Below are 19,592 nucleotides of genomic sequence, written 5' to 3'. Positions count from 1 at the left end.
GCGGGCCGTCCGGTCGGCCTGCGCCCCCGGCGCTGTGATTGGCTTGCCGGTGACAATCGGAAGACCACCGGACGAGGAGAGCAAGGCCATGGGACAGGTGCAGGCCACCACCGAGCGGGACTACGACGCCGCCCCCGAGCGGGTGTACGAGGCGCTGGCCGACTACCAGGTGACCCGCCCGAAGCTGCTGCCCCCGCAGTACAGCGAGTACGAGGTCCGGGTCGGCGGCACCGGCGCCGGCACCCAGGTGCACTGGAAGCTGCAGGCCACCGAGAAGCGCGTGCGGGACTGCCTGTTCACCGTCTCGGCGCCCTCGCCCGACCAGTTGGTGGAGAAGGACGCCAACTCCAGCATGGTGATCACCTGGACCGTCTCGGCGGCCGGTGAGGGCCGGTCGAAGGTCACCGTCTCGGCCACCTGGCAGGGCGCGGGCGGCATCGGCGGCTTCTTCGAGCGCACCTTCGCCCCGAAGGGCCTGAACCGGATCCACGACCAGGTGCTGGCCAACCTGGCCGCCGAGGTCCGCTGAGGTCCGCTGAGTCCGCGAGCTCACTGAGTCCGCGAGCTCACCGAGCTCACCGAGCTCACCGAGTTCGCCTTTCCCGCGGCAATTCGCCCGGGAATTCGAGCGGCCCGCCCACCCGTACGAGCGGAAAGCCGTACGGGTGGACGGCCCGCCCCCCTCCGGGTGACGAGGGCCGCCCGGCGCGGGGGAGCCACCCTAGGCTCGCCGCCGTGCATATGACGATCCTTCACATTTCACAGCCCGTGGACGGCGGAGTCGCCCGCGTCGTCGCCGATCTGGTCCGGGGGCAGCGCGAGGCCGGTCACCGGGTGCTGGTCGCCTGCCCGAGCGGCGGCCGGCTGGCCGAGGAGGCCGCCGCCGTGGGCGCGCTGGTCCATGACTGGCCCGCCGGGCGCTCGCCGGGCCCGGGCACCGCCGCCGAGGCGTGGCGGTTGCGCCGGATCGTCCGGGCGGCCGCGCCCGACGTGGTCCACCTGCACAGCGCCAAGGCCGGACTGGCCGGCCGGCTGGCGGTGCGCGGCGCGGTGCCGACCGTCTTCCAGCCGCACGCCTGGTCCTTCGCCGCCGTCGAGGGCCCGCTGGCCACCGCCACCCTGCACTGGGAGCGCTTCGCCAGCCGCTGGGCGCACCGCCTGCTCTGCGTCAGCGTCCAGGAGCGGGCCGACGGCGTCGCCGCCGGGGTGAGCGCGGACTGGGCGGTGGTGCCCAACGGTGTGGACGTGCGCCACTACGCACCCGCCGACCGCCGGGCGGCCCGGATCGCGCTGGGCCTGGACCTGGACGCCCCGCTCGCGGTCTGCGTCGGCCGGCTGTGCCGCCAGAAGGGCCAGGACGTGCTGCTGGCGGCCTGGCCGGAGGTGCTGCGGGCGGTGCCGCAGGCCCGGCTGGTGCTGGTCGGCGGCGGTCCCGAGGAGAACCGGCTGGCGGACCTGGTCCGGGAGTCGGCCGAGCCGTCCCGGGTCCGGTTGGTCGGGGACGTGCCCGACCCGAGGCCGTGGCTGGCGGCGGCCGATCTGGTGGTGCTGCCCTCGCGCTGGGAGGGCATGGCGCTGGCCCCGCTGGAGGCGATGGCGGTGGCCCGTCCGGTGCTGCTGACCGACGTGCCGGGCGCCCGGGAGTGCCTGCCCCAGGCCGAGCGGGGGCGGGCGGTGGTGCCGCCCGACGACGTGACCGCGCTCGCCACCCGAATGGCGGAAGCGCTGTCCGATTCGATCGAGTGTGAACGGCGCGGGGCGAGGTTGCGCGATCACGTGGTCGCCCGGCACGACGTCCGCACGGTGGTCGAACAGGTGGACGCGCTGTACCGCCATCTGCTGGGTGCCGGTCCGGCGGCCGGGCGGCGCCGGGCCCGTGTCCCAGAGCGGATCTGATCGTTTCACATGCCGTGAATGCCCGCCGGTCCGGCGCCGTCGTATTCGCACCCTCAACCGGATAGGGACGAGGCGTCAAATCCGAAATACCTATTAATGGGCGGCTGGAATGAAACGGCAAGTCAACTTCCAGCCTACGCAGCCAGGTTATGTATTGTCGGATTTCGCCTGCTTCGTTTCGATTTCATGCCGGGAATTCGCGACCGAGCCCTTCATGGCCGCGCCCCGCGCGGCCGGGCCCGGTGCGAGAGGACCGAAAGCCGCCAGCGGTAGCAGGTGCTGTCAGGACCGCGCCCACCGGGCCGGGACGGCCGCTCCGCGCCATCCGGTGCCGGGGCGCCGTCACCCCGGGCACACAGCAGGGGAGTTCGTGCGCTGATGACCATTGACCACGACAGCGTGCCGCGATCCGGTCGGCCCCTGTCCGGCCCGCGGCGGCCCGGCACCGGGCTGCTCGACCGCCCGGCCGGATCCGCCCGGACCCGGACGGTGCCGCCGCCCCGCCGGCACCGCGGGGCGGTCCGATCCCGGCTCGCCCTGCCGCTCGCGCTGGTCCAGGTCGACGCGATCGCGCTGTGCACCGCCACCGGCCTCGCCAACCGGGCCGTCGACCCGGCCGTCCCGCTCGCGCCGCTGCTCGGTGCCGCCGCCGTCCTGCCCCTGCTGCTCGTGCTCAACCTGGTCGGCGGCCTCTACCGCACCCGGCTCACCCTCTCCGTCCTGGACGAACTGCCCGCGCTGGCCGTCCGGGCCGTCGTCGCCACCGCCTTCGCCGTCACCCTGGCCGGCTGCCTGGACGGCCGCTGGCCCGACTGCGGCCCGGCCACCCCGGCCCGGCTCACCGTCCTGCTCGGCGTCCAGCTGCTGATCGCCGCCGTCGGCCGTTCCGTGCTCTACCACCTGGTCCGGCGGATCCGCCGCAGCCGCCCCAACCCCGTCCTGGTACTCGGCGCCGGCCGCCTCGGCCGCCGGGTCGCCGCCGCCCTCAGCGAGCGCGGCGAGTACGGGATGCGCCCGGTCGGCTTCCTCGACGCCGACCCGCCGCTGCTCGCCGGCGACACCGACCTGCCCGTCCTCGGCGGCCGCGAGGTGCTGGAGCGCGAGGTCCGCCGGCACCGGATCCACCACGTGGTCGCCACCGCCGGCGCCGCCGACGAGGCCGAGACCGCCGCCGCCCTGCGCGACGCCGCCCGGCTCGGCTGCCAGGTCTGGCTGGTGCCCGCGCTGCGCGAGCACGGCTCGCTGCCCGCCGGCCCGCTGGCCGGAGCCGACCACCTGTGGGGCTTCCCCTGCCTGCGGGTCGGCAGCCCGGCGATGCGCCGCCCCGGTTGGGCCGCCAAGCGCGCCCTGGACGTCACCGCCGCCGGGCTCGGCCTGCTGCTGCTCGCCCCCGTCCTGGTGCTCTGCGCGCTGGCCGTCCGCTTCGACACCGGCCCCGGCGTGCTCTTCCGCCAGCAGCGCACCGGGCTCGACGGCAAGGTCTTCACCGTCCTCAAGTTCCGCACCCTGCGCCCGAGCAACGAACACGAGTCGGCGACCCGCTGGAACATCTCCCAGGACCACCGGATGGGCGCCGTCGGCCGACTGCTGCGCCGCAGCTCGCTGGACGAGCTGCCGCAGCTGTGGAACGTGCTGTGCGGCGACATGAGCCTGGTCGGCCCGCGCCCGGAACGCCCCTACTTCGTCATGCGGTTCGGCCAGGCCTACCCCGAGTACGCCGACCGCCACCGCGTCCCGGTCGGCCTGACCGGCCTCGCCCAGGTCAACGGCCTGCGCGGGGACACCTCGATCGAGGACCGGGCCCGGTTCGACAACCGCTACATCGAGAGCTGGAGCCTCTGGCAGGACATCAAGATCCTGTGCCGCACCGCGGTCCTGATGCTCCACCCGGACGGGAGCTGACCCGCGTGGCCCTGACCCTTCCCGCCGTCCCGCGGCTCGCGTTACGCAAGGCGCTGCCCGCGCTCGCGGACCGGCCCAGCCTGCTCGCCGCGGCGACCGTCCTGCTGGTCTGCGTTCCCACCGGCGAGAAGGACGTCGCCGCCGCCGTCCACGTCACCGCCGCCGACGTGGCCTCGCTCGCTCTGGTCGCCCTCACCGCGCTCGACCTGCTGCGCGGGCGGCTGCCCGCCGTCAGCCGCGCCACCTGCGTGCTGTTCGGCGGCATCGTGGTCGCCGCCGCCGTCGCCACCGTCGGCTCGATCGACCCGGCCACCAGCCTCACCGGCTTCGTCCGGCTCACCCAGGTGTTCGTCCTGGTGCCGGCCGGGGTGCTCTGCTCGCTGCGCGACCGCGTCGACCAGCGGCTGGTCCTCGGCTCCTTCGTGCTCGCCGCGCTGATCCAGGGCGTGGTCGGCGCGCACCAGTACCTCACCCGGACCGGCGCCTCCTACACCGGCCAGCCGATCCGGGCCGTCGGCACCTTCGGCGCCCTCGACATCATGGCGATGTCCACGGTCGTCAGCTACGGGCTGCTCGCCGCCCTGGCCCTGGCGCTCGCCGAGCGCCGCCCCGGCGGCGACGTCCGGCTGCGCCGCGCCATGTTCGCGACCGCCGCCTTCCTGGCCTTCCCGCTCGCCGTCTCGTTCAGCCGCGGCAGCTGGATCGCCACCGCCGCCGCGGCCACCGTGCTGCTGCTGCGCGCTGATGCCCGGCTCGCCGTCCGCGGCGCCGTCCTCGGCCTGGCCGCCGCGGTCGTCCTGGTCGGCGGCCTCGGCCTCGGCGCCTCCGGCGTCACCGAGCGGCTCAGCTCGATCGGCTCCGTCTCCGCCGCCCCCGACCAGTCCGTCTCCGACCGCTACGACCTGTGGTCCACCGCCGGGCGGATCTGGCAGGACCACCCCGTCCACGGCGCCGGCCCCAAGGCCTTCCAGCAACTGCGCGACAGCCACGCCCCGCTGCGGCTCTCCTCCGGCAGCGACGCCGCCGACCCCACCATCGGCTTCCAGCGCGAACCGCTGCTCTCCCCGCACAACATGTACTTCCTGGTGCTCAGCGAGCAGGGTCTGATCGGCATCGTCGCCTACGCCGCGCTCTTCCTCGGTCTGCTGCTCGGCTGCCTGCGCCACTCCCGCGGCCCGGCCCTCGCCGCCCTGGCCCTGCTCACCTGGGTGCTGGTCGACTTCCTGTACGCGGACATCGGTGGCACCACCACCGTGCTGACCTCCGTCGTCCTCGGCCTCGCGGCCCGGGCCTGCGTCGCGGAGGCCGACCCGCGATGACCACCGACCAGCCGGCCCTCGCCTCCGCCGTGCCCGCCCCGCGCGGCGCCACCGCCGGCGGCCCGCCGCCCGGGTCCGGCCCGGCCCCCCGGCGCGGCTTCCTCGCCAAGGCCTTCGGCATCACCGCCGTCCTCAGTGCCGCCGGATCCGGCCTCGGCCTGCTGCGCGACCTCCTGCTGGCCCGCTACTTCGGCGCCAACCAGGGCACCGACGCCTTCCTGGTCGCCTGGACCGTCCCGGAGACGGCCGCGCCGCTGCTGATCGAGGACGCCATGTCCTTCCTCATGGTGCCCGCCTTCGCGCTCGCCCTGGTGCTGCGCGAGGAGGACCCGGACGCCCCCGACCCGGTCCGCCAACTGGTCCGCGCCACCCTGCCCTGGCTGCTGCTCGCGCTCAGCGGGCTCGCGCTGGCTGCCGCCCTCGGCGCCCCGCAGCTGGTCGAGCTGCTCGCCCCCGGCCTGGCCAACCCCGGCCTCGCCGTCACCTGCACCCGGATCACCGCGATCACCGTGCTGCCGTTCGGCGTGGTCGGCTACCTCGCCGCCGCGCTGCGCGCCCACCACTGCTTCACCGCGCCGGCCGGCATCTACGTCGCCTACAACGTCGGCATCCTCGCCGTGCTGCTCGGCTGCCAGTCCTTCCTGGGCGTGCGCTCCGCCGCCCTCGGCGTCGCGCTCGGCAGCCTGCTGATGGCCGGTCTGCTGGTCGCCCCGTTCCTGCGCCGGCTGCGCCAGGGCGCGGGCCCGGGACCGCAGTCCGGCGCGGGCCGCGCCCGCCGCTCCCGCAAGGCGCTGGTGTTGATGCCGTTCGCTCTGCTGCCGGTGGCCGCGTTCACCCTGACCCGCCAGTCGCAGGTCTTCGTCGAGCGCTACCTCGGCTCGGCGCTGCCGCCCGGCACCATCTCGCACCTCAACTACGCCGCCAAGGTCTCCCAACTGGCCATGACGGCCGGCATCCTGATCTGCACCGTCACCTTCCCGCTGGTCGCCCGGGCACTGGCCGCCGGGGACCTCGCCGCCGCCCGGGACCGGGTCGAGAAGGACCTCGGCCAGGCCGCGGCGGTCGTCCTGGGCGGCACCGCCTTCCTGATGGCCTGCGCCCCCTCGGTGGTCTCGCTGCTCTTCCAGCGCGGCGCCTTCGGCCCGCAGGACACCGCCGCCACCGCCGCCGTCATCCGGGTCTACAGTGTCGGCCTGCCCGCCCAGGCGCTGATCGGCGTGATGATCCGCCCGTACTTCTCGCTGCGCCCGGTGGTCCGCCGGGCCGACGATCCGGGCACCGAGGACGGCGGCCGCCGGCTGCTGGACTGGTTCCCGGTCGCCGCGATGCTGCTCGGCCTCGGCGTCACCGTCGTGGTCAGCCTGCTCGCCACCCCCCGCTTCGGCGCCCTCGGGCTCGCCGCCGGGAACGCGGCCGGCATCACCGCCACCGCCGCGCTGCTGCTGCACGGCCTGGTGCTGCGCGGCATCCCGCTGCGGCTGCGCCGGGTGCTCGGCGGCCACGCCCGGCTGGTGGCCGCCGCCGGCGGCGCCACCGCCCTCGGCGCCGCCGTCGCCGGGCTGGCCACCGGCCCCCTGCTCTCCACCCTCCTCGGGGGCCTCACCGTGGCGCTGGCCTTCGCCGTCCTCGGCACCGGCCTCGGCGCGCGTGAGGTGCGCGGCCCGGTCCTCGCCGTGGCCCGGGCCCTGAACCCGCCAACCGTCGCCGATGAAGGGAAGCTTCCCCATGGACAATGAACGGGGAACCGTCCGTTCGGCCCAGGCGGGCGTCCGCCGCCAGGCCGTACCGGCCGCAGCCGCACCACGCGGCGACCTCCCGTACACCGACCCGGCCGGGCCGGCGGCGCAGCTGCCCAGGAGCCGCCGCCCGCTCGGCGAACCGTCCGGCCCCGGTTCCTCCTCGCCGTGGATCCTGATGTACCACTCGGTGGCGGTCGAGAAGGAGGACCCGTATCAGCTGACCGTCAGCCCCGAGCGGTTCGCCGAGCAGGTCGCCTGGCTGCACCGGCGCGGGCGGCGCGGCGTCTCCGTGCGCGAGCTGATGCGGGCCCGGGCCGTCGGCCGGGACGACGGACTGGTCGGGCTGAGCTTCGACGACGGCTACGCGGACTTCGCGCACCACGCCGTGCCGATCCTCCAGGCGTACGGCTTCACCGCCACCGCGTACGTGGTCGCCGACCTGCTCGGCCGGGACAACGGCTGGGACGCCAAGGGGCCGCGCAAGCAGCTGCTCACCGTCCAGGAGGTCACCGAACTCGCCGCCGCCGGTTGGGAGATCGGCTCGCACGGCCTCGGCCACCAGGCGCTGCCCGGCCTGCCGGCCGACGTCCTGGCGGTGCAGACCCGGGAGAGCCGGCGCCTCCTGGAGGAGGTGGTCGGCGGCCCGGTCACCGGCTTCTGCTACCCGTACGGCGCCGTCGACCTGCCCGCCACCGAGGCCGTCCGCGACGCCGGCTACGACTACGCCTGCGCCATCGCGCACTCCCCGCTCACCGGCCGCTTCGCGCTGCCACGCTGCTACGTCGGCGACCGCGACGGCGCCTGGCGGCTGCGCGCCAAACGCGGCCGGCAGCGGCTGCGCGACGCCGTCACCGAGCTGCGCCGAAGCCCCCTGGTCGCCCGGCGGGGGGCCCGGCCGTGAGGGTCCTGCACATCGTCACCGGCCTCGCCTCGGGCGGCGCCGAGCGCCAACTCCACCTGCTGCTGCGGCACTTGCCCGCACACCAGCAGTGCGAGGTGGTCGCACTGACCAACCCCGGCACGGTCGCCGCCGCGCTGCGCGCCGACGGGGTGACCGTCCACCACCTCGGCATGCGCGGCAACCGCGACCTGGGCGCGCTGCCCCGGCTGGTCCGGCTGGTCCGCTCCGGCCGCTACGACCTGGTGCACACCCACCTGTACCGGGCGCAGCTGTACGGCCGGCTGGCGGCCCGGCTCGCCGGGGTCCGCACGGTGGTCTCCACCGAGCACTCGCTGCACGCCGGGGTGATCGAGGGCCGCCCGGTCACCCGCGGCGTCAAGGGCCTCTACCTGGCGGCCGAACGGCTCGGCAGCACCACCGTCGCGGTCTCCCGGCAGGTCGCTCAGACGCTGCACTCCTGGGGCGTCCCGCCGACCCGGGTCGAGCTGATCCCCAACGGCATCGACACCGCGCGCTACCACCGCCCGGCGGCCGACCGGGCCGCGACCCGCTGCCGGCTGCGGGCCGAACTCGGCCTGCCGGAGGGGAGCTGGGTGGTCGGCGGAGTCGGCCGACTGGTCCCCGGCAAGCGCTTCGAGGTGCTGCTGGAGGCCCTCGCCGCACTCGACCCGGCCGCCCGGCTGGTGCTGGTCGGCGCGGGCCCGGAGCGCGCCGCGCTGGAGCACCGGGCCGCCGAACTCGGCGTCCGGGAAAGGCTGGTGCTCACCGGCGAGCGCGACGACGTGCCCGACCTGCTGACCGCCCTGGACGTGCTGGCCGCCCCCTCCACCGCGGAGACCTTCGGCCTCGGCATCCTGGAGGGCCTCGCGGCCGGCCTGCCGGTGCGGCACAGCGCCTGCCCGGCGCTCGACGAGCTGCCGCCCAGCGCCGCCCCGCAGGCCCGCCGGATCCCGTCCGAGGGCGCCGCGTACGCCGCCGCGCTGCGCGATCTGCGGCACCTGAACGACCACAACTCCGACCCGCTGCCGCACCCCCCGGCGGTCGGCCACTACGACATCGCCCGGGTCGCCGCAGACCTGGGCGCCCTCTACGACCGGCTGGCCCGCGCTTGACCGCCCGCCGCCGCCGGAACCGCCGTCACATACCCAAGGAGTCACACCCATGACCACACCGCGCCGAAGGGCCCGCCACCTGGTCCGCCGCTGGTGGCCGGTGGCACTCGCGGTGCCGCTGGGCGCCGCGGGCGGCGCCGGGTACGCCGTCGTCTCGCACCCCTCGTACGCCGCCAGCGCCTACGTCCTCGTGGTGCCGCAGAACCCGGGGGAGGCCGCCACCGCGACCAACTTCGCCCAGGCGTACGGGCGGTTGGCGGGCCAGCCGCAGGTGCTCGCGGTGGCGGCCGCCGAGACCGGCCACACCCGCGCCGAGCTGGAGTCCCTGGTGCACGGGACCACCTCCCCGGACGCTCCGATGATCGAGATCACCGGCACCGGGACGCGCCCCCAGGAGGCGGCCCAGACCGCCGACGCGGTGGCCCGCTCACTGGTCTCCTTCGCGAACACCAGCAGCAGGGACACCAGCGTCCGGCTGGTGACGCTGGCCCCGGCCGCCGAGCCGGACAGGCCGACCACCCCGTCCGCCACGCTGGACGTCGCGGTCGGCGGCGCGGCCGGGCTGCTGGTGGGGGCCCTGGTGATGATGACCCGCCGCCGGGGCGAGGCCGCCCTGCCGGAGGCCGCCGAGCCCGTCGAGGCCGCCGGGGCCCCGGTGGAGCCGACGACGCCGGCCACCCCCCGCCCGCGCGGCGAGGAGCCGCCTGCCGCCGACCGGGACGGGCGGGCAGACCAGGCAGACCAGGCAGACCGGGCCGACAGGACCGGCCAGGCGGAGGAGACCGGGAAGGCCGCGGAGGCCGAGAAGGCGGAAGGGAAGCCAGGGACGGCCGAGGCCGCGCGGAACAGCGCCGAGGAGCCCCCGGCCAAGGAGAAGGCCGCGGCCGGGAGCGGGCGATGAGCACTGAGACCCGGCACACCGGCCTCCCGGCCCAGCCGGCTGCGCCGGGCTGGACCACCGAGCTGCGCCGGGAGGACGACGCCCTGGACGCCCTCGCCGAGGAGTGGGACGACCTGGCCGCCCGCTGCCGGACCGCCACCTTCTTCCAGGCCGCCGACTGGCAGCGCTCCTGGTGGCGCCACTACGGCAGCCCGGGCAGCCTGCTGGTGGTGCTCGTCCGCCGGGACGGCCTGCTGGTCGGCGCGGGCGCCTTCAGACGCCGCGGTGGCCCGCTCGGTGGGCTGACCGCCCTGGGCGCCGGGCTGGTCGACTACTCCGACGTGCTGCTCGACGACGACTGCGCCGACCGCGCCGCCGCCGAGTTCGCCGCCGCCCTCCCGCTCACCCGCCCGTGGCACTCCCTGGAGCTGCGCGAGGTGCACCCCGAGGCGGCGGTGCAGCGGGTGTACGAGCACTGGCACGGCCGGCGCCGCCGCTACCAGGACTCGCTCTGCCAGTACCTGCCGGCCGTCCCGATGGACCGGCTGCTCAAGCGGGTGCCCGGCAAGACCGCGCAGCGCAGCCGGGTGAAGCTGCGCAAGATCGCCGAGGCCGGGGTGCAGGTCAGCTCGACGCCGGCGGCCGAGGTGCCGGCGGCGCTGGAGGGCCTGCTGCGGCTGCACTTCCTGCAGTGGCAGGAGCGCGGCGTCACCCCGGAGCACCGCACCGAGCGCTTCGCCCGCCACCTGACCGAGTCCACCGTCGGCCTGGTCGCCACCGGCAGGGCGGCCGTCCACCAGTTCCGGCTGAACGGCGAACTGGTCGCGGTGAACCTGCTGCTGCTCTGCCCCTCCTTCGGCGGCCTGTACATGTACGGCGCGCACCCGGTGCTGCGCGAGCGGCTGGACATCGCCGGGCTGCTCTTCAGCGCGGCCCTGGACGAGACGGTCGGCGCGGGCGTCCCGCTGCTCGGCCTGCTGCGCGGCCAGGAGCCGTACAAGCAGCGCTGGCGGCCGGACCAGCTGTCCAACCAGCGCCTGCTGTTCGGTCCGCCCGGTCCGGCGCCGGCGGCCGTCGCCCGGTCCGGCGCGGTGCGCGTCCGCCAGCAGGCGGCGCACGTGCTGCGGACCCGCTTCCCGCGGCTCAAGGAGGCCCTGCTGGCCCGCCGCCGCGGCTGACCGCCCCTGCCCCCCCGCCCCTGCCCCCCCCCGCCCGGGCTCAGCGCCGGGCGGGCGTCCGGGTGGGCGTCCGGGCCGCCGAGGGACTCGCGGACGGGCTCGCCGAGGGGCTCGCCGACGTGGTGGCCGGGGGGCCCGGCGACGGGCTCGCGGACGGGCCGGGCACCACGCTCGGGGCCCCGGGTACGGCCGACGGCCCGGGCGGGTGCGGCGGGACGATCGGCGGGACGGGTGCCTGGGGCGCCGTCGGCACCACCGCCGGCGCCCCCTTCGACCCGGACATCAGCTGCTTGAACCGGGCGGCGGAGCGCGGGTTGCGGTCGCACTCGAAGAAGCCGTGCGGGCAGTAGTCGGTGACGGTCTGGTAGGCGGTGTCGTGGGTGCGCATCCACTCGACCATCCGCTGCACGAACTCCGGGTTGTCGCCGTTGCGGAACAGCCCCCACTCCGGGTAGGAGACCGGCTTGCCGCGCTTGGCGGCGAACTCCACCTGGTCCTGCAGCCCGTACGGCTCGCGCACGTAGTCGTCGAAGGTGCCTCCGGCGGGCTGGTCGTAGTTGTCCATGCCGATGATGTCGACCACGTCGTCGCCGGGGTAGCACTTGGTCCACGGGATGGCGTCCAGGCCCCGGTTCGGGGTGAAGTCGAAGCGGAACCGCTGCCCGGGCACCGAGCGCATCACGCCGACGATCCGCCGCCAGTACGCCTTCCACGCGGCCGGGTCGGGCTTGCAGCGGTGCGTGTAGGTGACGCCGTTCATCTCCCAGCCGAGGGTGAGCACGGTGTCCGCGCCGCCGAGGGAGACCAGCCGGTGCGCGAGCCGCAGGAAGTGCCGGTCGAAGTCCCCGCGCGCGCCCTGGGCGAGCAGCTTGGCGACCTGGCCGTCCGGCACGTTCGCCTCGTTGGGCACCAGCATCGGTACGCCGAGGACGAGCGTCCGGGACGGGTCGGCCAGCCGCCACTGCGACCACATGCCGAGCACCATCAGCTCGCCCTCGACGTCGGCCCAGCTGTTGCCCGCCAGGTAGGTGTGGCCGACTTGCAGGTTGGCATCGCCCAGCCACTGCGCGTACCGGCCGATCTGCGGGATGTAGTCGTCCCAGGAGCCGACGAAGGCGCCGAACGGCGGCTCGTGCTTGGGCCGCTGGACGGGCGGGCGGGGGGCGGCGCCGCGCGGCTCGAAGGCGTCCGAGGAGAGGGTGTGCCGTTCGGTCTGGCTGAGCGGCGACCCGGCCGGGACGCTGGCCGTGGCCATCAGCAGCAGGGCGGCGGCGGCCAGCGTCAGGCGGCCGATTCGCATGGTCTCTCCTCCGGGCGTCGCGGGGCGGGGGCGCACTGGACGGACCGTGGCGCTCCGCTCGCCGACAGTAGGCCCGGCGCGCGTCGGAAAAGCCGAATGTCACCCTAAAGTGGGCGATATTCGAACGCCGTCTGCCGCAACGCCCGGCCGGGCCCCGCCGCGTGTATCAGCTCTGTAACGGTCCGGCCGGGCCCCGGCGCCCGGCCCCGGAGCGGGCGCCGGCCCGGCCGCGGCACCGACGGTGCAGGTGGGCGGGCGGGTGCGCGAGGAGGGCGCGCGCGGCCGGACGCGCGGTCCGAGGGGTGGGGCGGGGGCGATTCCAGGCTGACTCGCGTGCCCGGTGAAAGGTACGCTCCGGCCGTGTCCTGGAAGCCGCTGCGTGTACTGACCCCCCGCTCGACCCTGCCTGCCCTGGCGGTGATGCTGGTCCTTGCGGCCGGTGCGGCGGCGCACGCCAACAAGCCGGTGCCGTTCGGCGACCGGGTGGCGGGGCCGGGCGAGGCGGAGGCGACGCCGGTCAGCACGCAGTCGCTGAGCACGGCCGACCTGGACCTGAAGGTCGGCCCCGGACTGGAGGCCTTCCACCGGCAGAGCGGCGAGCAGGCCTGGTCCTACCGCCGCGAGGGCGCCACCGCGCTGTACCTGTCGATGGCGGGGGACAACGCCATCGTGGTCTGGGACGACGGCCTGGTCACCTCGGTGCGCCCGGGCGACCACGAGGTGCGCTGGCACCGGGCGGTGCCCGGCCTGGCGGACTGGCTGCGCGGCGACGGCGAGCCCGGCGCCGACAAGCGCACCGACGCGCAGCGCAAGGAGCTGGCCCAGGAGCGGGCCGCGGCGGCCCTGCACACCGTCCCGCAGGGCGGCTCCGCCTGGGTGGCCGTGGTGACCCCGAACCTGACCATGGGCCTGCGCGACGCCGACGGCGACCTGCGCTACAACTCCAAGCCGCCCAGCGGCTGCGTCTACGACCCGCTGCGCACGGTCGGCACCGAGTACGCCGTGCTCGTCCCGCGCAGCTGCGCCAACAGCACCGGGCAGGCCGTCTCCGGCGGCATCAACGGGTACCGGCTGGACAGCACCGGCTGGCAGCTGAACACCGGCCCGAGCGCCTCGATCAAGGCGCTGGACGGCAGCCGGGTGCTGATCACCGACGGCCCGATCGTTCCGGCCCGGGTGTTCGACACCAAGGCGGCCGCCCCAGAGGCGGCCTGCGGCAGCCCGTCCGCGCCGTTCGCGGCGGTCCGTCCGCAGGGCGGCTGCACCGACCCGGCGGCGAGCCCGGCCCAGGACGCCCCGGCCGGTCCGGACACCCCGGCGGGTGACCAGCCGCCCGTGCAGCCCGAGGCGCAGCAGCCTCAGCAGTCCCAGCAGTAACGCCGGACCGCCGGTACCCCTGGGTGGTAGCCCCGGGGGTTCCCGCGCGGCCCGGTAGACTTGCCGTCATGGCTGACTTCTCCGGGCAATAGCGGGCGCGCGGCACCGCCCCGTGCGCTGTGCCGACCACCGACGACGCCCCTTCCCGCTGCCCGGCCCCGGGCCCCGTCCGGCCGCCCCCCCACGTCCCAGGAGTAGTTTCCGCCATGATTTCCGCCACCGCCCTTGAGCTGCGCGCCGGTGCCCGAATCCTGATCGAGTCCGCCAACTTCAAGGTCGCCGCCGGCGACCGGATCGGCCTGGTCGGGCGCAACGGCGCCGGCAAGACCACGCTGACCAAGGTACTGGCCGGCGAGGGCATGCCGGCCTCGGGCACGGTGACCCGCTCCGGCGAGGTCGGTTACCTCCCGCAGGACCCGCGCACCGGCGACCTGGACGTCCTCGCCAAGGACCGCATCCTCTCCGCCCGAGGCCTCGACACCGTGCTCAAGAAGATGCGCGAGAACGAGGACCGGATGGCCAACGGCCAGGGCGCCACCCGGGACAACGCGATGAAGAAGTACGCGCGCCTGGAGACCGAGTTCCTCACCAAGGGCGGGTACGCCGCCGAGGCCGAGGCCGCCACCATCGCGGCCGCCCTGGGCCTGCCGGACCGCATCCTGAACCAGGAGCTGCACACCCTCTCCGGTGGTCAGCGCCGCCGCGTCGAGCTCGCCCGGATCCTGTTCTCGGACTCCGACGTGCTGCTGCTCGACGAGCCCACCAACCACCTCGACGCGGACTCGATCGTCTGGCTGCGGGACTTCCTGAAGACCTACAAGGGTGGCTTCATCGTCATCTCGCACGACGTCGAACTGGTCGAGACGGTCGTCAACAAGGTCTTCTACCTGGACGCCAACCGCTCCGCCATCGACGTCTACAACATGGGCTGGAAGCAGTACCAGCAGCAGCGCGAGGACGACGAGAAGCGCCGCAAGCGCGAGCGGGCCAACGCCGAGAAGAAGGCCGCGACCCTCAACTCCCAGGCCGACAAGATGCGGGCCAAGGCGACCAAGACGGTGGCCGCGCAGAACATGGCCCGCCGTGCCGAGAAGCTGCTCTCCGGCCTGGAGCAGGTGCGCCAGAACGACAAGGTCGCCAAGCTGCGCTTCCCGGACCCGGCGCCCTGCGGCAAGACCCCGCTGATGGCCAGCGGGCTCTCCAAGTCCTACGGTTCGCTGGAGATCTTCACCGACGTCGGCCTGGCCATCGACCGCGGTTCGCGGGTCGTCATCCTCGGCTTCAACGGCGCGGGCAAGACCACCCTGCTGCGGATGCTCGCCGGGGTGGAGCAGCCGGACACCGGCGAGGTGATCCCGGGCCACGGTCTGAAGATCGGCTACTACGCCCAGGAGCACGAGACCCTGGACCCGGACCGCACGGTGCTGGAGAACATGCGTTCCTCCGCGCCGGACACCGACCTGGTGCAGATCCGCAAGATCCTCGGCTCCTTCCTGTTCTCCGGCGACGACGTCGACAAGCCGGCCGGGGTCCTCTCCGGCGGCGAGAAGACCCGGCTCGCGCTGGCCTCGCTGGTGGTCTCCAGCGCCAACGTGCTGCTGCTCGACGAGCCCACCAACAACCTCGACCCGGCCAGCCGCGAGGAGATCCTCGGCGCCCTGCGCGAGTTCAGCGGCGCGGTCGTGCTGGTCACCCACGACGAGGGCGCCGTCGAGGCGCTCCAGCCGGAGCGGATCATCCTGCTGCCGGACGGGGTCGAGGACCTCTGGAGCCCGGCGTACGCCGATCTGGTCTCGCTGGCCTGACCGGGTGTAGACGCGATCTCCGCTTTTAGGACCAGAAAAACTAGTACTTACGGCGTGTCCGGGAATGAAGAAAGCCTGGATTCCGTTTAAGGACTTCCTGTCGGCCCGCCACTCGATCGTGGTCGGGCCGACACTGCTGATCAGCCCTTTCTCGGCGGACGGCGGAATCCGCCCGGGGGCGCGCACTCTACGTGAGCGCCCTGATGCGCTCGGATCACCACCGCAGGACCACGCATTCCCGACATCGACCTTGCCGAATGGGTGGCCAGGACGCGATGGATGGGTGATCATGGGAATCTGACCGAGCAACGCTACGAGGAGGCACGGGTGGCCGAGACTCTGAAAAAGGGCAGCCGGGTGACCGGTGCCGCGCGTGAGAAGCTCGCGGCCGATCTCAAGAAGAAGTACGACTCCGGGGCGAGCATTCGCGCTCTCGCGGAGGAGACCGGTCGTTCGTACGGCTTTGTGCACCGGATGCTGAGCGAGTCCGGAGTCATTCTCCGGGGCCGCGGTGGTGCCACGCGTGGCAAGAACAAGGCGACCGCCGGGGCCGGTTCCTGACGGTCCATCAGCTTATCGCTGGATGGCGCGGCGGCAGGGCGCCGGCTGAGGAGACGAGAATCGATCGTCCGCCCTCGGGTCGAGTGGACCGGCCGCCGATCGTCATGTCCGGGGTGTCGTCCGCCCCCCGGTGCCTCCCGTCCGTCGATCTTTCCGGGCCGGCGCCCTGCCGCCGCGCGCCCAGGTTTGTTACTCTCCGGTAGCCAAGCCCCTCGCCACCGGAGGTCCCCGCATGACCGCCCCCGTCACCGACCCGCAGGCCCCGAGCTGGGAGCAGGACGGCGTCCGCCTGGAGATCGACGGCGAGCTCGCCGTCGTCACCCTGTGTCAGCCCAAGCGGCGCAACGCCCAGTCGCCCGCCCTGTGGCGCGCCCTCGCCGCCGCGGGCCGTGACCTGCCCGGCGGCGTCAGGGTGGTCCTGCTGCGTGCGGAGGGCGTCTCCTTCTCGGCGGGCCTGGACCGGGCCATGTTCACCCCCGAGGGCATCCCCGGCGAGCCCACCTTCCTCCAGCTCGCCGGCGCCCCCGACCAGAAGCTCGACGACACCATCGCCTCCTACCAGGAGGCCTTCACCTGGTGGCGCCGCCCCGACCTGGTCTCCATCGCCGCCGTCCAGGGCCATGCCGTCGGCGCGGGCTTCCAGCTCGCCCTCGGCTGCGACCTGCGCGTCGTCGCCAACGACGTCCAGTTCGCCATGAAGGAGACCTCGCTCGGCCTCGTCCCTGACCTGGCCGGCACCAAGCCGCTCACCGAACTCGTCGGCTACGCCCGGGCGCTGGAGATCTGCGCCACCGGCCGCTGGGTCGGCGCCGAGGAGGCCGCCGCCATCGGGCTGGCCAACCTGGCCGTCCCCGGTGCGGAGCTGGAGGCCGCCGCCCGCGACCTCGCCGCCGCCCTGCTGGCCGCGCCGCGCAACGCCGTCATCGAGACCAAGGCCCTGCTCCAGGGCGCCGCCGGCCGCTCCTTCGACGAGCAGCGCTCGGCCGAACGGGCGGCGCAGGCCCGCCGCCTGCGGGACCTCGCCGGGATCGGCGACTAGGTCCTGTCCGGCTGCGTCGGGTGAACGGGCCCGGCCCGGGGAGTGCTCCCCGGGCCGGGCCTTCGGCGTTCCCGGAGGCGTCCCGGTGGCCCTCCCCGGCGGGCGCGGAACGTGGCGAAATGCCAGAGTTATGGAGATTTGCGATATAGCTGGAGCCGTACGACGGGAGATGCGCCCCCATGCCTGACACTCCGACGCCCGCCACCATGCACAAGAACCCCGGCCACGCCGCGGCCGCCGGCTCCGCCGCCGCTCACACACCGTCCTCGCCGTCCACGGCCTCCGCCGCAACCGACGCCGGCAAGCCGACCGGCGAGCGCGGCCGCACGGCGCTGGCCGTCGGCGTGGTCGAGAAGATCGCCGGGATGGCCGCCCGCGAGGTCACCGGCATCCACGCCCTCGGCTCCGGCCTCGCCCGCACCTTCGGCGCGATGCGCGACCGGGTGCCGGGCGGCAAGTCCGGCGTCGGGCGCGGCATCAAGGCCGAGGTCGGCGAGAAGCAGACCGCCATCGACATCGCCCTGGTCGTCGAGTACGGCGTGGTCATCCCCGAACTCGCCCGCCAGGTACGGGAGAACATCATCGACGCGGTCGAGCGGATGACCGGCCTGGAAGTCGTCGAGGTCAACATCGCGGTCAACGACGTCCACCTCCCCGACGAGCCGGACGTCGAGGAGGAGGAAGAGGAGACGGTCGTCACGGGGCAGCGGCCCAAGCTCAAGTAGCGAGCCCACGAAGCGCCCGGCGGCGGGCGGCAGCGAGGACGAGGAGTAGCGGATGAACCTGGCCATCGTCGGCCTGGTGGTGGGCATGGCCCTCGGCTTCGCCGGGTACTTCGGCGGCTTCGCGGCGTTCCTGCTGGTCGCCGCGCTCGGGCTGGTCGGCTTCGTGGCCGGCCGCCTGCTGGAGGGCGACATCGAGCTGGGCGACCTCGGCGACCTGCTCCGCGGCCGCGACCGGCGCCGTTGATGGCGGCCCCCACCACCAGTGCCCGCCGCGAACCCGCCGCCCGGGGCCGGCTCCGGATCGCCGACCGCGTCTACGCCCGCATCGCCGCCCGGGCCGCCCGCGAGGCCCTCGCCGACGCCTGGACCGGCCGCACCGCCAAGGGCGCACCGCCCGCCGTCTCGGTGGCGGCGCCCGGCAGCACCGTGACCGTCCGGGTCGCCGTCGCGCTGCCCTTCCCCGCCGACCTCGCGGCGCTCGCCCGGGCCGTCCGCGAACGCGTCGCCGCGCAGGTCGCCGGGTTCACCGGGACCAGGGTGTCCGAGGTGGTCGTCGTCGTGGAGCGGCTGGTGACCGGGGGAGTGTCATGAGTGCGGGGGGCGAACCGGCGCCCGGCGAGGCGGCGACGCGGGCCGGGGGAGCGGCGACGGCGGCCGGGGACGGGCCCCAGCCGGGGAAGGTGCGGCGGCCGCGGGCGACGCGGGCCGTCGTCGCGGCGATCGTCGCCACCGTGCTGCTGGTGCTCGCGGGCGCGCTGCTGTACGACGTGATCGCCGTCCGCGCCGGGTACCCGACCCGCCGGTGGCGCGCCCGGATCGCCGAGGAACTGGCCACCCGTCACCTCGACTACCTGTGGGCGCTGGTGGGTGCCGGCGCCGCCGTCCTTCTCGGCGGGGTGCTGCTCTGGCTGGCCCTCGCCCCCGGTCTCGGCCGCTGGCTCCCGCTGCGCCCGCACGGCGACACCGGCGCCGCCATCGACCGGGCCGGGATCGGACACCTGCTCGCCGACCGCGTCGCCGGACTCCAGGGCATCGACCAGCTGCGGATCCGGATCAGCCGCCGGCGCGTCCGGGTCACCCTCATCGGGGCGGTGGACCCGGTGTCGGTCCAGCGCCAACTGCGCGACGAGCTGGCACGGGTGACGCTGGCCCGGCCGCTGCGCCTGGACGTGCGGGCGGCGCCCGGGGCGGGGGCGGCGGGATGAGGCGGACGGTCGTCAACCGGGTGCTGCTGGGGGTGGTCGGAGCGGTACTGCTGGCCGCCGGTGTGCTGGTGCTGGCCGGCGGGTTCGACCTGTACCGGCGGCTCGGCGTCGACCCGCCCGGCTGGTGGCCGCTCACCTCCCCGGACCAGCCGGTGCTCAGTGCCCGCTCGCGCACCCGCTGGGCGGATTCGGCCTGGTGGTGGCCCACTGTCATCGGCGGGCTGGCCGTGGTGGTCGGGGGCACCGCCTGGTGGCTGGTGGCGCAGCTGCGGCGCAACGGTCCGGCCGGCCTCGTCGTGCCGACGCCCGGCGCCACCGGACTCCGCCTGCGGGTCCGCACCCGGGCGCTGGAGGAGGCGCTGGAGGCAGGGACGGCCACGCTCCCCGAAGTCGAGCGCGCGGGCGTACGCCTGGTGCGCGCACCCGGGCACCCGCGGCTGCGGGGCACTGTCCGGCTCACCCCTGGTGGCGATCCGGCGGCCCTGGTGGAGCACTTCGACACCGGCCCGCGAACCGACGCCCGGACCAGCCTGGGCCTCCCGGAACTCCCCGCGGACCTGCGGATCCGGGTCCTCCAGGCCGCCCCGCCCGAGTCGCGACGGCGCCGCGGGCGGCGCAGGCCCCGGCGGGTGGAGTGAACCGGGGGCGGGCGG

Annotated in this window: 19 protein-coding genes; 18 read left to right on the top strand and 1 reads right to left on the bottom strand. The window is 75.1% G+C overall.

From position 1 onward, the window contains the following. Window positions 1-88: 88 nt before the first annotated feature. The 9 genes from ACIQVZ_RS05550 (at window position 89) to ACIQVZ_RS05510 (ending at window position 10,927) form a co-directional block, all read left to right on the top strand. Window positions 89-529: an SRPBCC family protein gene (locus ACIQVZ_RS05550; protein WP_402447432.1), complete on the top strand. Its 441-nt coding sequence runs from the start codon at window positions 89-91 to the stop codon at window positions 527-529. Between the two features lie 212 nt (window positions 530-741). Then, the gene (locus tag ACIQVZ_RS05545) at window positions 742-1,896 is read left to right on the top strand and encodes a glycosyltransferase (protein ID WP_402447430.1); all 1,155 of its coding nucleotides are present in this window, start codon (window positions 742-744) and stop codon (window positions 1,894-1,896) included. Window positions 1,897-2,274: 378 nt separating this feature from the next. Next, complete coding sequence (locus ACIQVZ_RS05540; protein WP_402447428.1) at window positions 2,275-3,798, top strand: sugar transferase; 1,524 nt, start codon at window positions 2,275-2,277, stop codon at window positions 3,796-3,798. A gap of 5 nt (window positions 3,799-3,803) precedes the next feature. Next, window positions 3,804-5,117 carry an O-antigen ligase family protein gene (locus ACIQVZ_RS05535; protein ID WP_350880285.1) on the top strand — a complete coding sequence of 438 codons (1,314 nt, stop codon included), beginning with the start codon at window positions 3,804-3,806 and terminating at the stop codon, window positions 5,115-5,117. Then, the gene (locus tag ACIQVZ_RS05530) at window positions 5,114-6,853 is read left to right on the top strand and encodes a lipid II flippase MurJ (protein WP_402447427.1); all 1,740 of its coding nucleotides are present in this window, start codon (window positions 5,114-5,116) and stop codon (window positions 6,851-6,853) included. The genes ACIQVZ_RS05535 and ACIQVZ_RS05530 overlap by 4 nt, the downstream gene beginning before the upstream one ends. Beyond that, window positions 6,843-7,757, top strand: coding sequence for a polysaccharide deacetylase family protein (locus ACIQVZ_RS05525; protein ID WP_402447425.1), 915 nt, complete (start codon window positions 6,843-6,845; stop codon window positions 7,755-7,757). The genes ACIQVZ_RS05530 and ACIQVZ_RS05525 overlap by 11 nt, the downstream gene beginning before the upstream one ends. Further along, the gene (locus ACIQVZ_RS05520; RefSeq protein WP_350880279.1) at window positions 7,754-8,869 is read left to right on the top strand and encodes a glycosyltransferase; all 1,116 of its coding nucleotides are present in this window, start codon (window positions 7,754-7,756) and stop codon (window positions 8,867-8,869) included. Before ACIQVZ_RS05525 ends, ACIQVZ_RS05520 begins: the two co-directional genes overlap by 4 nt. A gap of 49 nt (window positions 8,870-8,918) precedes the next feature. Further along, complete coding sequence (locus tag ACIQVZ_RS05515) at window positions 8,919-9,770, top strand: Wzz/FepE/Etk N-terminal domain-containing protein (RefSeq protein WP_402447424.1); 852 nt, start codon at window positions 8,919-8,921, stop codon at window positions 9,768-9,770. Continuing rightward, on the top strand, window positions 9,767-10,927 hold the full coding sequence (locus ACIQVZ_RS05510; protein WP_402447422.1) for a GNAT family N-acetyltransferase: 1,161 nt from the start codon (window positions 9,767-9,769) through the stop codon (window positions 10,925-10,927). Before ACIQVZ_RS05515 ends, ACIQVZ_RS05510 begins: the two co-directional genes overlap by 4 nt. A gap of 40 nt (window positions 10,928-10,967) precedes the next feature. Here the strand turns inward: ACIQVZ_RS05510 and ACIQVZ_RS05505 are convergent, their stop codons facing one another. Beyond that, window positions 10,968-12,227, bottom strand: a complete 1,260-nt coding sequence (locus ACIQVZ_RS05505; RefSeq protein WP_402447420.1) for a glycoside hydrolase family 26 protein — start codon at window positions 12,225-12,227, stop codon at window positions 10,968-10,970. 360 nt (window positions 12,228-12,587) lie between these two features. Between ACIQVZ_RS05505 and ACIQVZ_RS05500 the strand changes: the two genes are divergently transcribed. From ACIQVZ_RS05500 to ACIQVZ_RS05460, 9 genes are all read left to right on the top strand, one after another. Beyond that, window positions 12,588-13,604, top strand: a complete 1,017-nt coding sequence (locus ACIQVZ_RS05500; protein WP_402447418.1) for a hypothetical protein — start codon at window positions 12,588-12,590, stop codon at window positions 13,602-13,604. 206 nt (window positions 13,605-13,810) lie between these two features. After that, window positions 13,811-15,409 (top strand): ribosomal protection-like ABC-F family protein, encoded by a 1,599-nt coding sequence (gene abc-f, locus ACIQVZ_RS05495; protein WP_350880269.1) that lies wholly within the window; start codon window positions 13,811-13,813, stop codon window positions 15,407-15,409. Window positions 15,410-15,736: 327 nt separating this feature from the next. Beyond that, entirely contained in the window at window positions 15,737-15,970 is a 234-nt protein-coding gene (locus tag ACIQVZ_RS05490; RefSeq protein ID WP_030059940.1) for a helix-turn-helix domain-containing protein, read from the top strand. Window positions 15,971-16,202: 232 nt separating this feature from the next. Continuing rightward, window positions 16,203-17,009 (top strand): enoyl-CoA hydratase/isomerase family protein, encoded by an 807-nt coding sequence (locus ACIQVZ_RS05485; protein WP_402447415.1) that lies wholly within the window; start codon window positions 16,203-16,205, stop codon window positions 17,007-17,009. Between the two features lie 206 nt (window positions 17,010-17,215). Then, window positions 17,216-17,734 (top strand): Asp23/Gls24 family envelope stress response protein, encoded by a 519-nt coding sequence (locus tag ACIQVZ_RS05480; protein WP_402447706.1) that lies wholly within the window; start codon window positions 17,216-17,218, stop codon window positions 17,732-17,734. Between the two features lie 52 nt (window positions 17,735-17,786). Next, window positions 17,787-17,978 (top strand): hypothetical protein, encoded by a 192-nt coding sequence (locus tag ACIQVZ_RS05475; protein ID WP_063349611.1) that lies wholly within the window; start codon window positions 17,787-17,789, stop codon window positions 17,976-17,978. Then, complete coding sequence (locus ACIQVZ_RS05470; protein WP_350880263.1) at window positions 17,978-18,325, top strand: Asp23/Gls24 family envelope stress response protein; 348 nt, start codon at window positions 17,978-17,980, stop codon at window positions 18,323-18,325. The genes ACIQVZ_RS05475 and ACIQVZ_RS05470 overlap by 1 nt, the downstream gene beginning before the upstream one ends. Continuing rightward, a complete protein-coding gene (locus ACIQVZ_RS05465; RefSeq protein ID WP_402447413.1) occupies window positions 18,322-18,939 on the top strand; it encodes a DUF6286 domain-containing protein in 618 nt (205 codons plus the stop codon). The genes ACIQVZ_RS05470 and ACIQVZ_RS05465 overlap by 4 nt, the downstream gene beginning before the upstream one ends. Beyond that, window positions 18,936-19,577: an alkaline shock response membrane anchor protein AmaP gene (locus ACIQVZ_RS05460; protein WP_350880259.1), complete on the top strand. Its 642-nt coding sequence runs from the start codon at window positions 18,936-18,938 to the stop codon at window positions 19,575-19,577. The genes ACIQVZ_RS05465 and ACIQVZ_RS05460 overlap by 4 nt, the downstream gene beginning before the upstream one ends. Window positions 19,578-19,592: the final 15 nt, after the last annotated feature.

Origin of the sequence: Kitasatospora sp. NPDC098663 (genome assembly GCF_044760075.1) — a bacterium.
Lineage (GTDB): Bacteria > Actinomycetota > Actinomycetes > Streptomycetales > Streptomycetaceae > Kitasatospora.
Note: the sequence above shows the minus strand (reverse complement) of the source record. Positions and strands in the feature narration are given on the sequence as shown.

Coding starts and splice junctions, on each gene's coding strand:
- ACIQVZ_RS05540 (WP_402447428.1), top strand. CDS start 2,275: ATGACCATTGACCACGACAGCGTGCCGCGATCCGGTCGGCCCCTGTCC.
- ACIQVZ_RS05550 (WP_402447432.1), top strand. CDS start 89: ATGGGACAGGTGCAGGCCACCACCGAGCGGGACTACGACGCCGCCCCC.
- ACIQVZ_RS05465 (WP_402447413.1), top strand. CDS start 18,322: ATGAGTGCGGGGGGCGAACCGGCGCCCGGCGAGGCGGCGACGCGGGCC.
- ACIQVZ_RS05485 (WP_402447415.1), top strand. CDS start 16,203: ATGACCGCCCCCGTCACCGACCCGCAGGCCCCGAGCTGGGAGCAGGAC.
- ACIQVZ_RS05475 (WP_063349611.1), top strand. CDS start 17,787: ATGAACCTGGCCATCGTCGGCCTGGTGGTGGGCATGGCCCTCGGCTTC.
- ACIQVZ_RS05470 (WP_350880263.1), top strand. CDS start 17,978: ATGGCGGCCCCCACCACCAGTGCCCGCCGCGAACCCGCCGCCCGGGGC.
- ACIQVZ_RS05510 (WP_402447422.1), top strand. CDS start 9,767: ATGAGCACTGAGACCCGGCACACCGGCCTCCCGGCCCAGCCGGCTGCG.
- ACIQVZ_RS05505 (WP_402447420.1), bottom strand. CDS start 12,227: ATGCGAATCGGCCGCCTGACGCTGGCCGCCGCCGCCCTGCTGCTGATG.
- ACIQVZ_RS05525 (WP_402447425.1), top strand. CDS start 6,843: ATGGACAATGAACGGGGAACCGTCCGTTCGGCCCAGGCGGGCGTCCGC.
- abc-f (WP_350880269.1), top strand. CDS start 13,811: ATGATTTCCGCCACCGCCCTTGAGCTGCGCGCCGGTGCCCGAATCCTG.
- ACIQVZ_RS05460 (WP_350880259.1), top strand. CDS start 18,936: ATGAGGCGGACGGTCGTCAACCGGGTGCTGCTGGGGGTGGTCGGAGCG.
- ACIQVZ_RS05545 (WP_402447430.1), top strand. CDS start 742: ATGACGATCCTTCACATTTCACAGCCCGTGGACGGCGGAGTCGCCCGC.
- ACIQVZ_RS05515 (WP_402447424.1), top strand. CDS start 8,919: ATGACCACACCGCGCCGAAGGGCCCGCCACCTGGTCCGCCGCTGGTGG.
- ACIQVZ_RS05480 (WP_402447706.1), top strand. CDS start 17,216: ATGCACAAGAACCCCGGCCACGCCGCGGCCGCCGGCTCCGCCGCCGCT.
- ACIQVZ_RS05530 (WP_402447427.1), top strand. CDS start 5,114: ATGACCACCGACCAGCCGGCCCTCGCCTCCGCCGTGCCCGCCCCGCGC.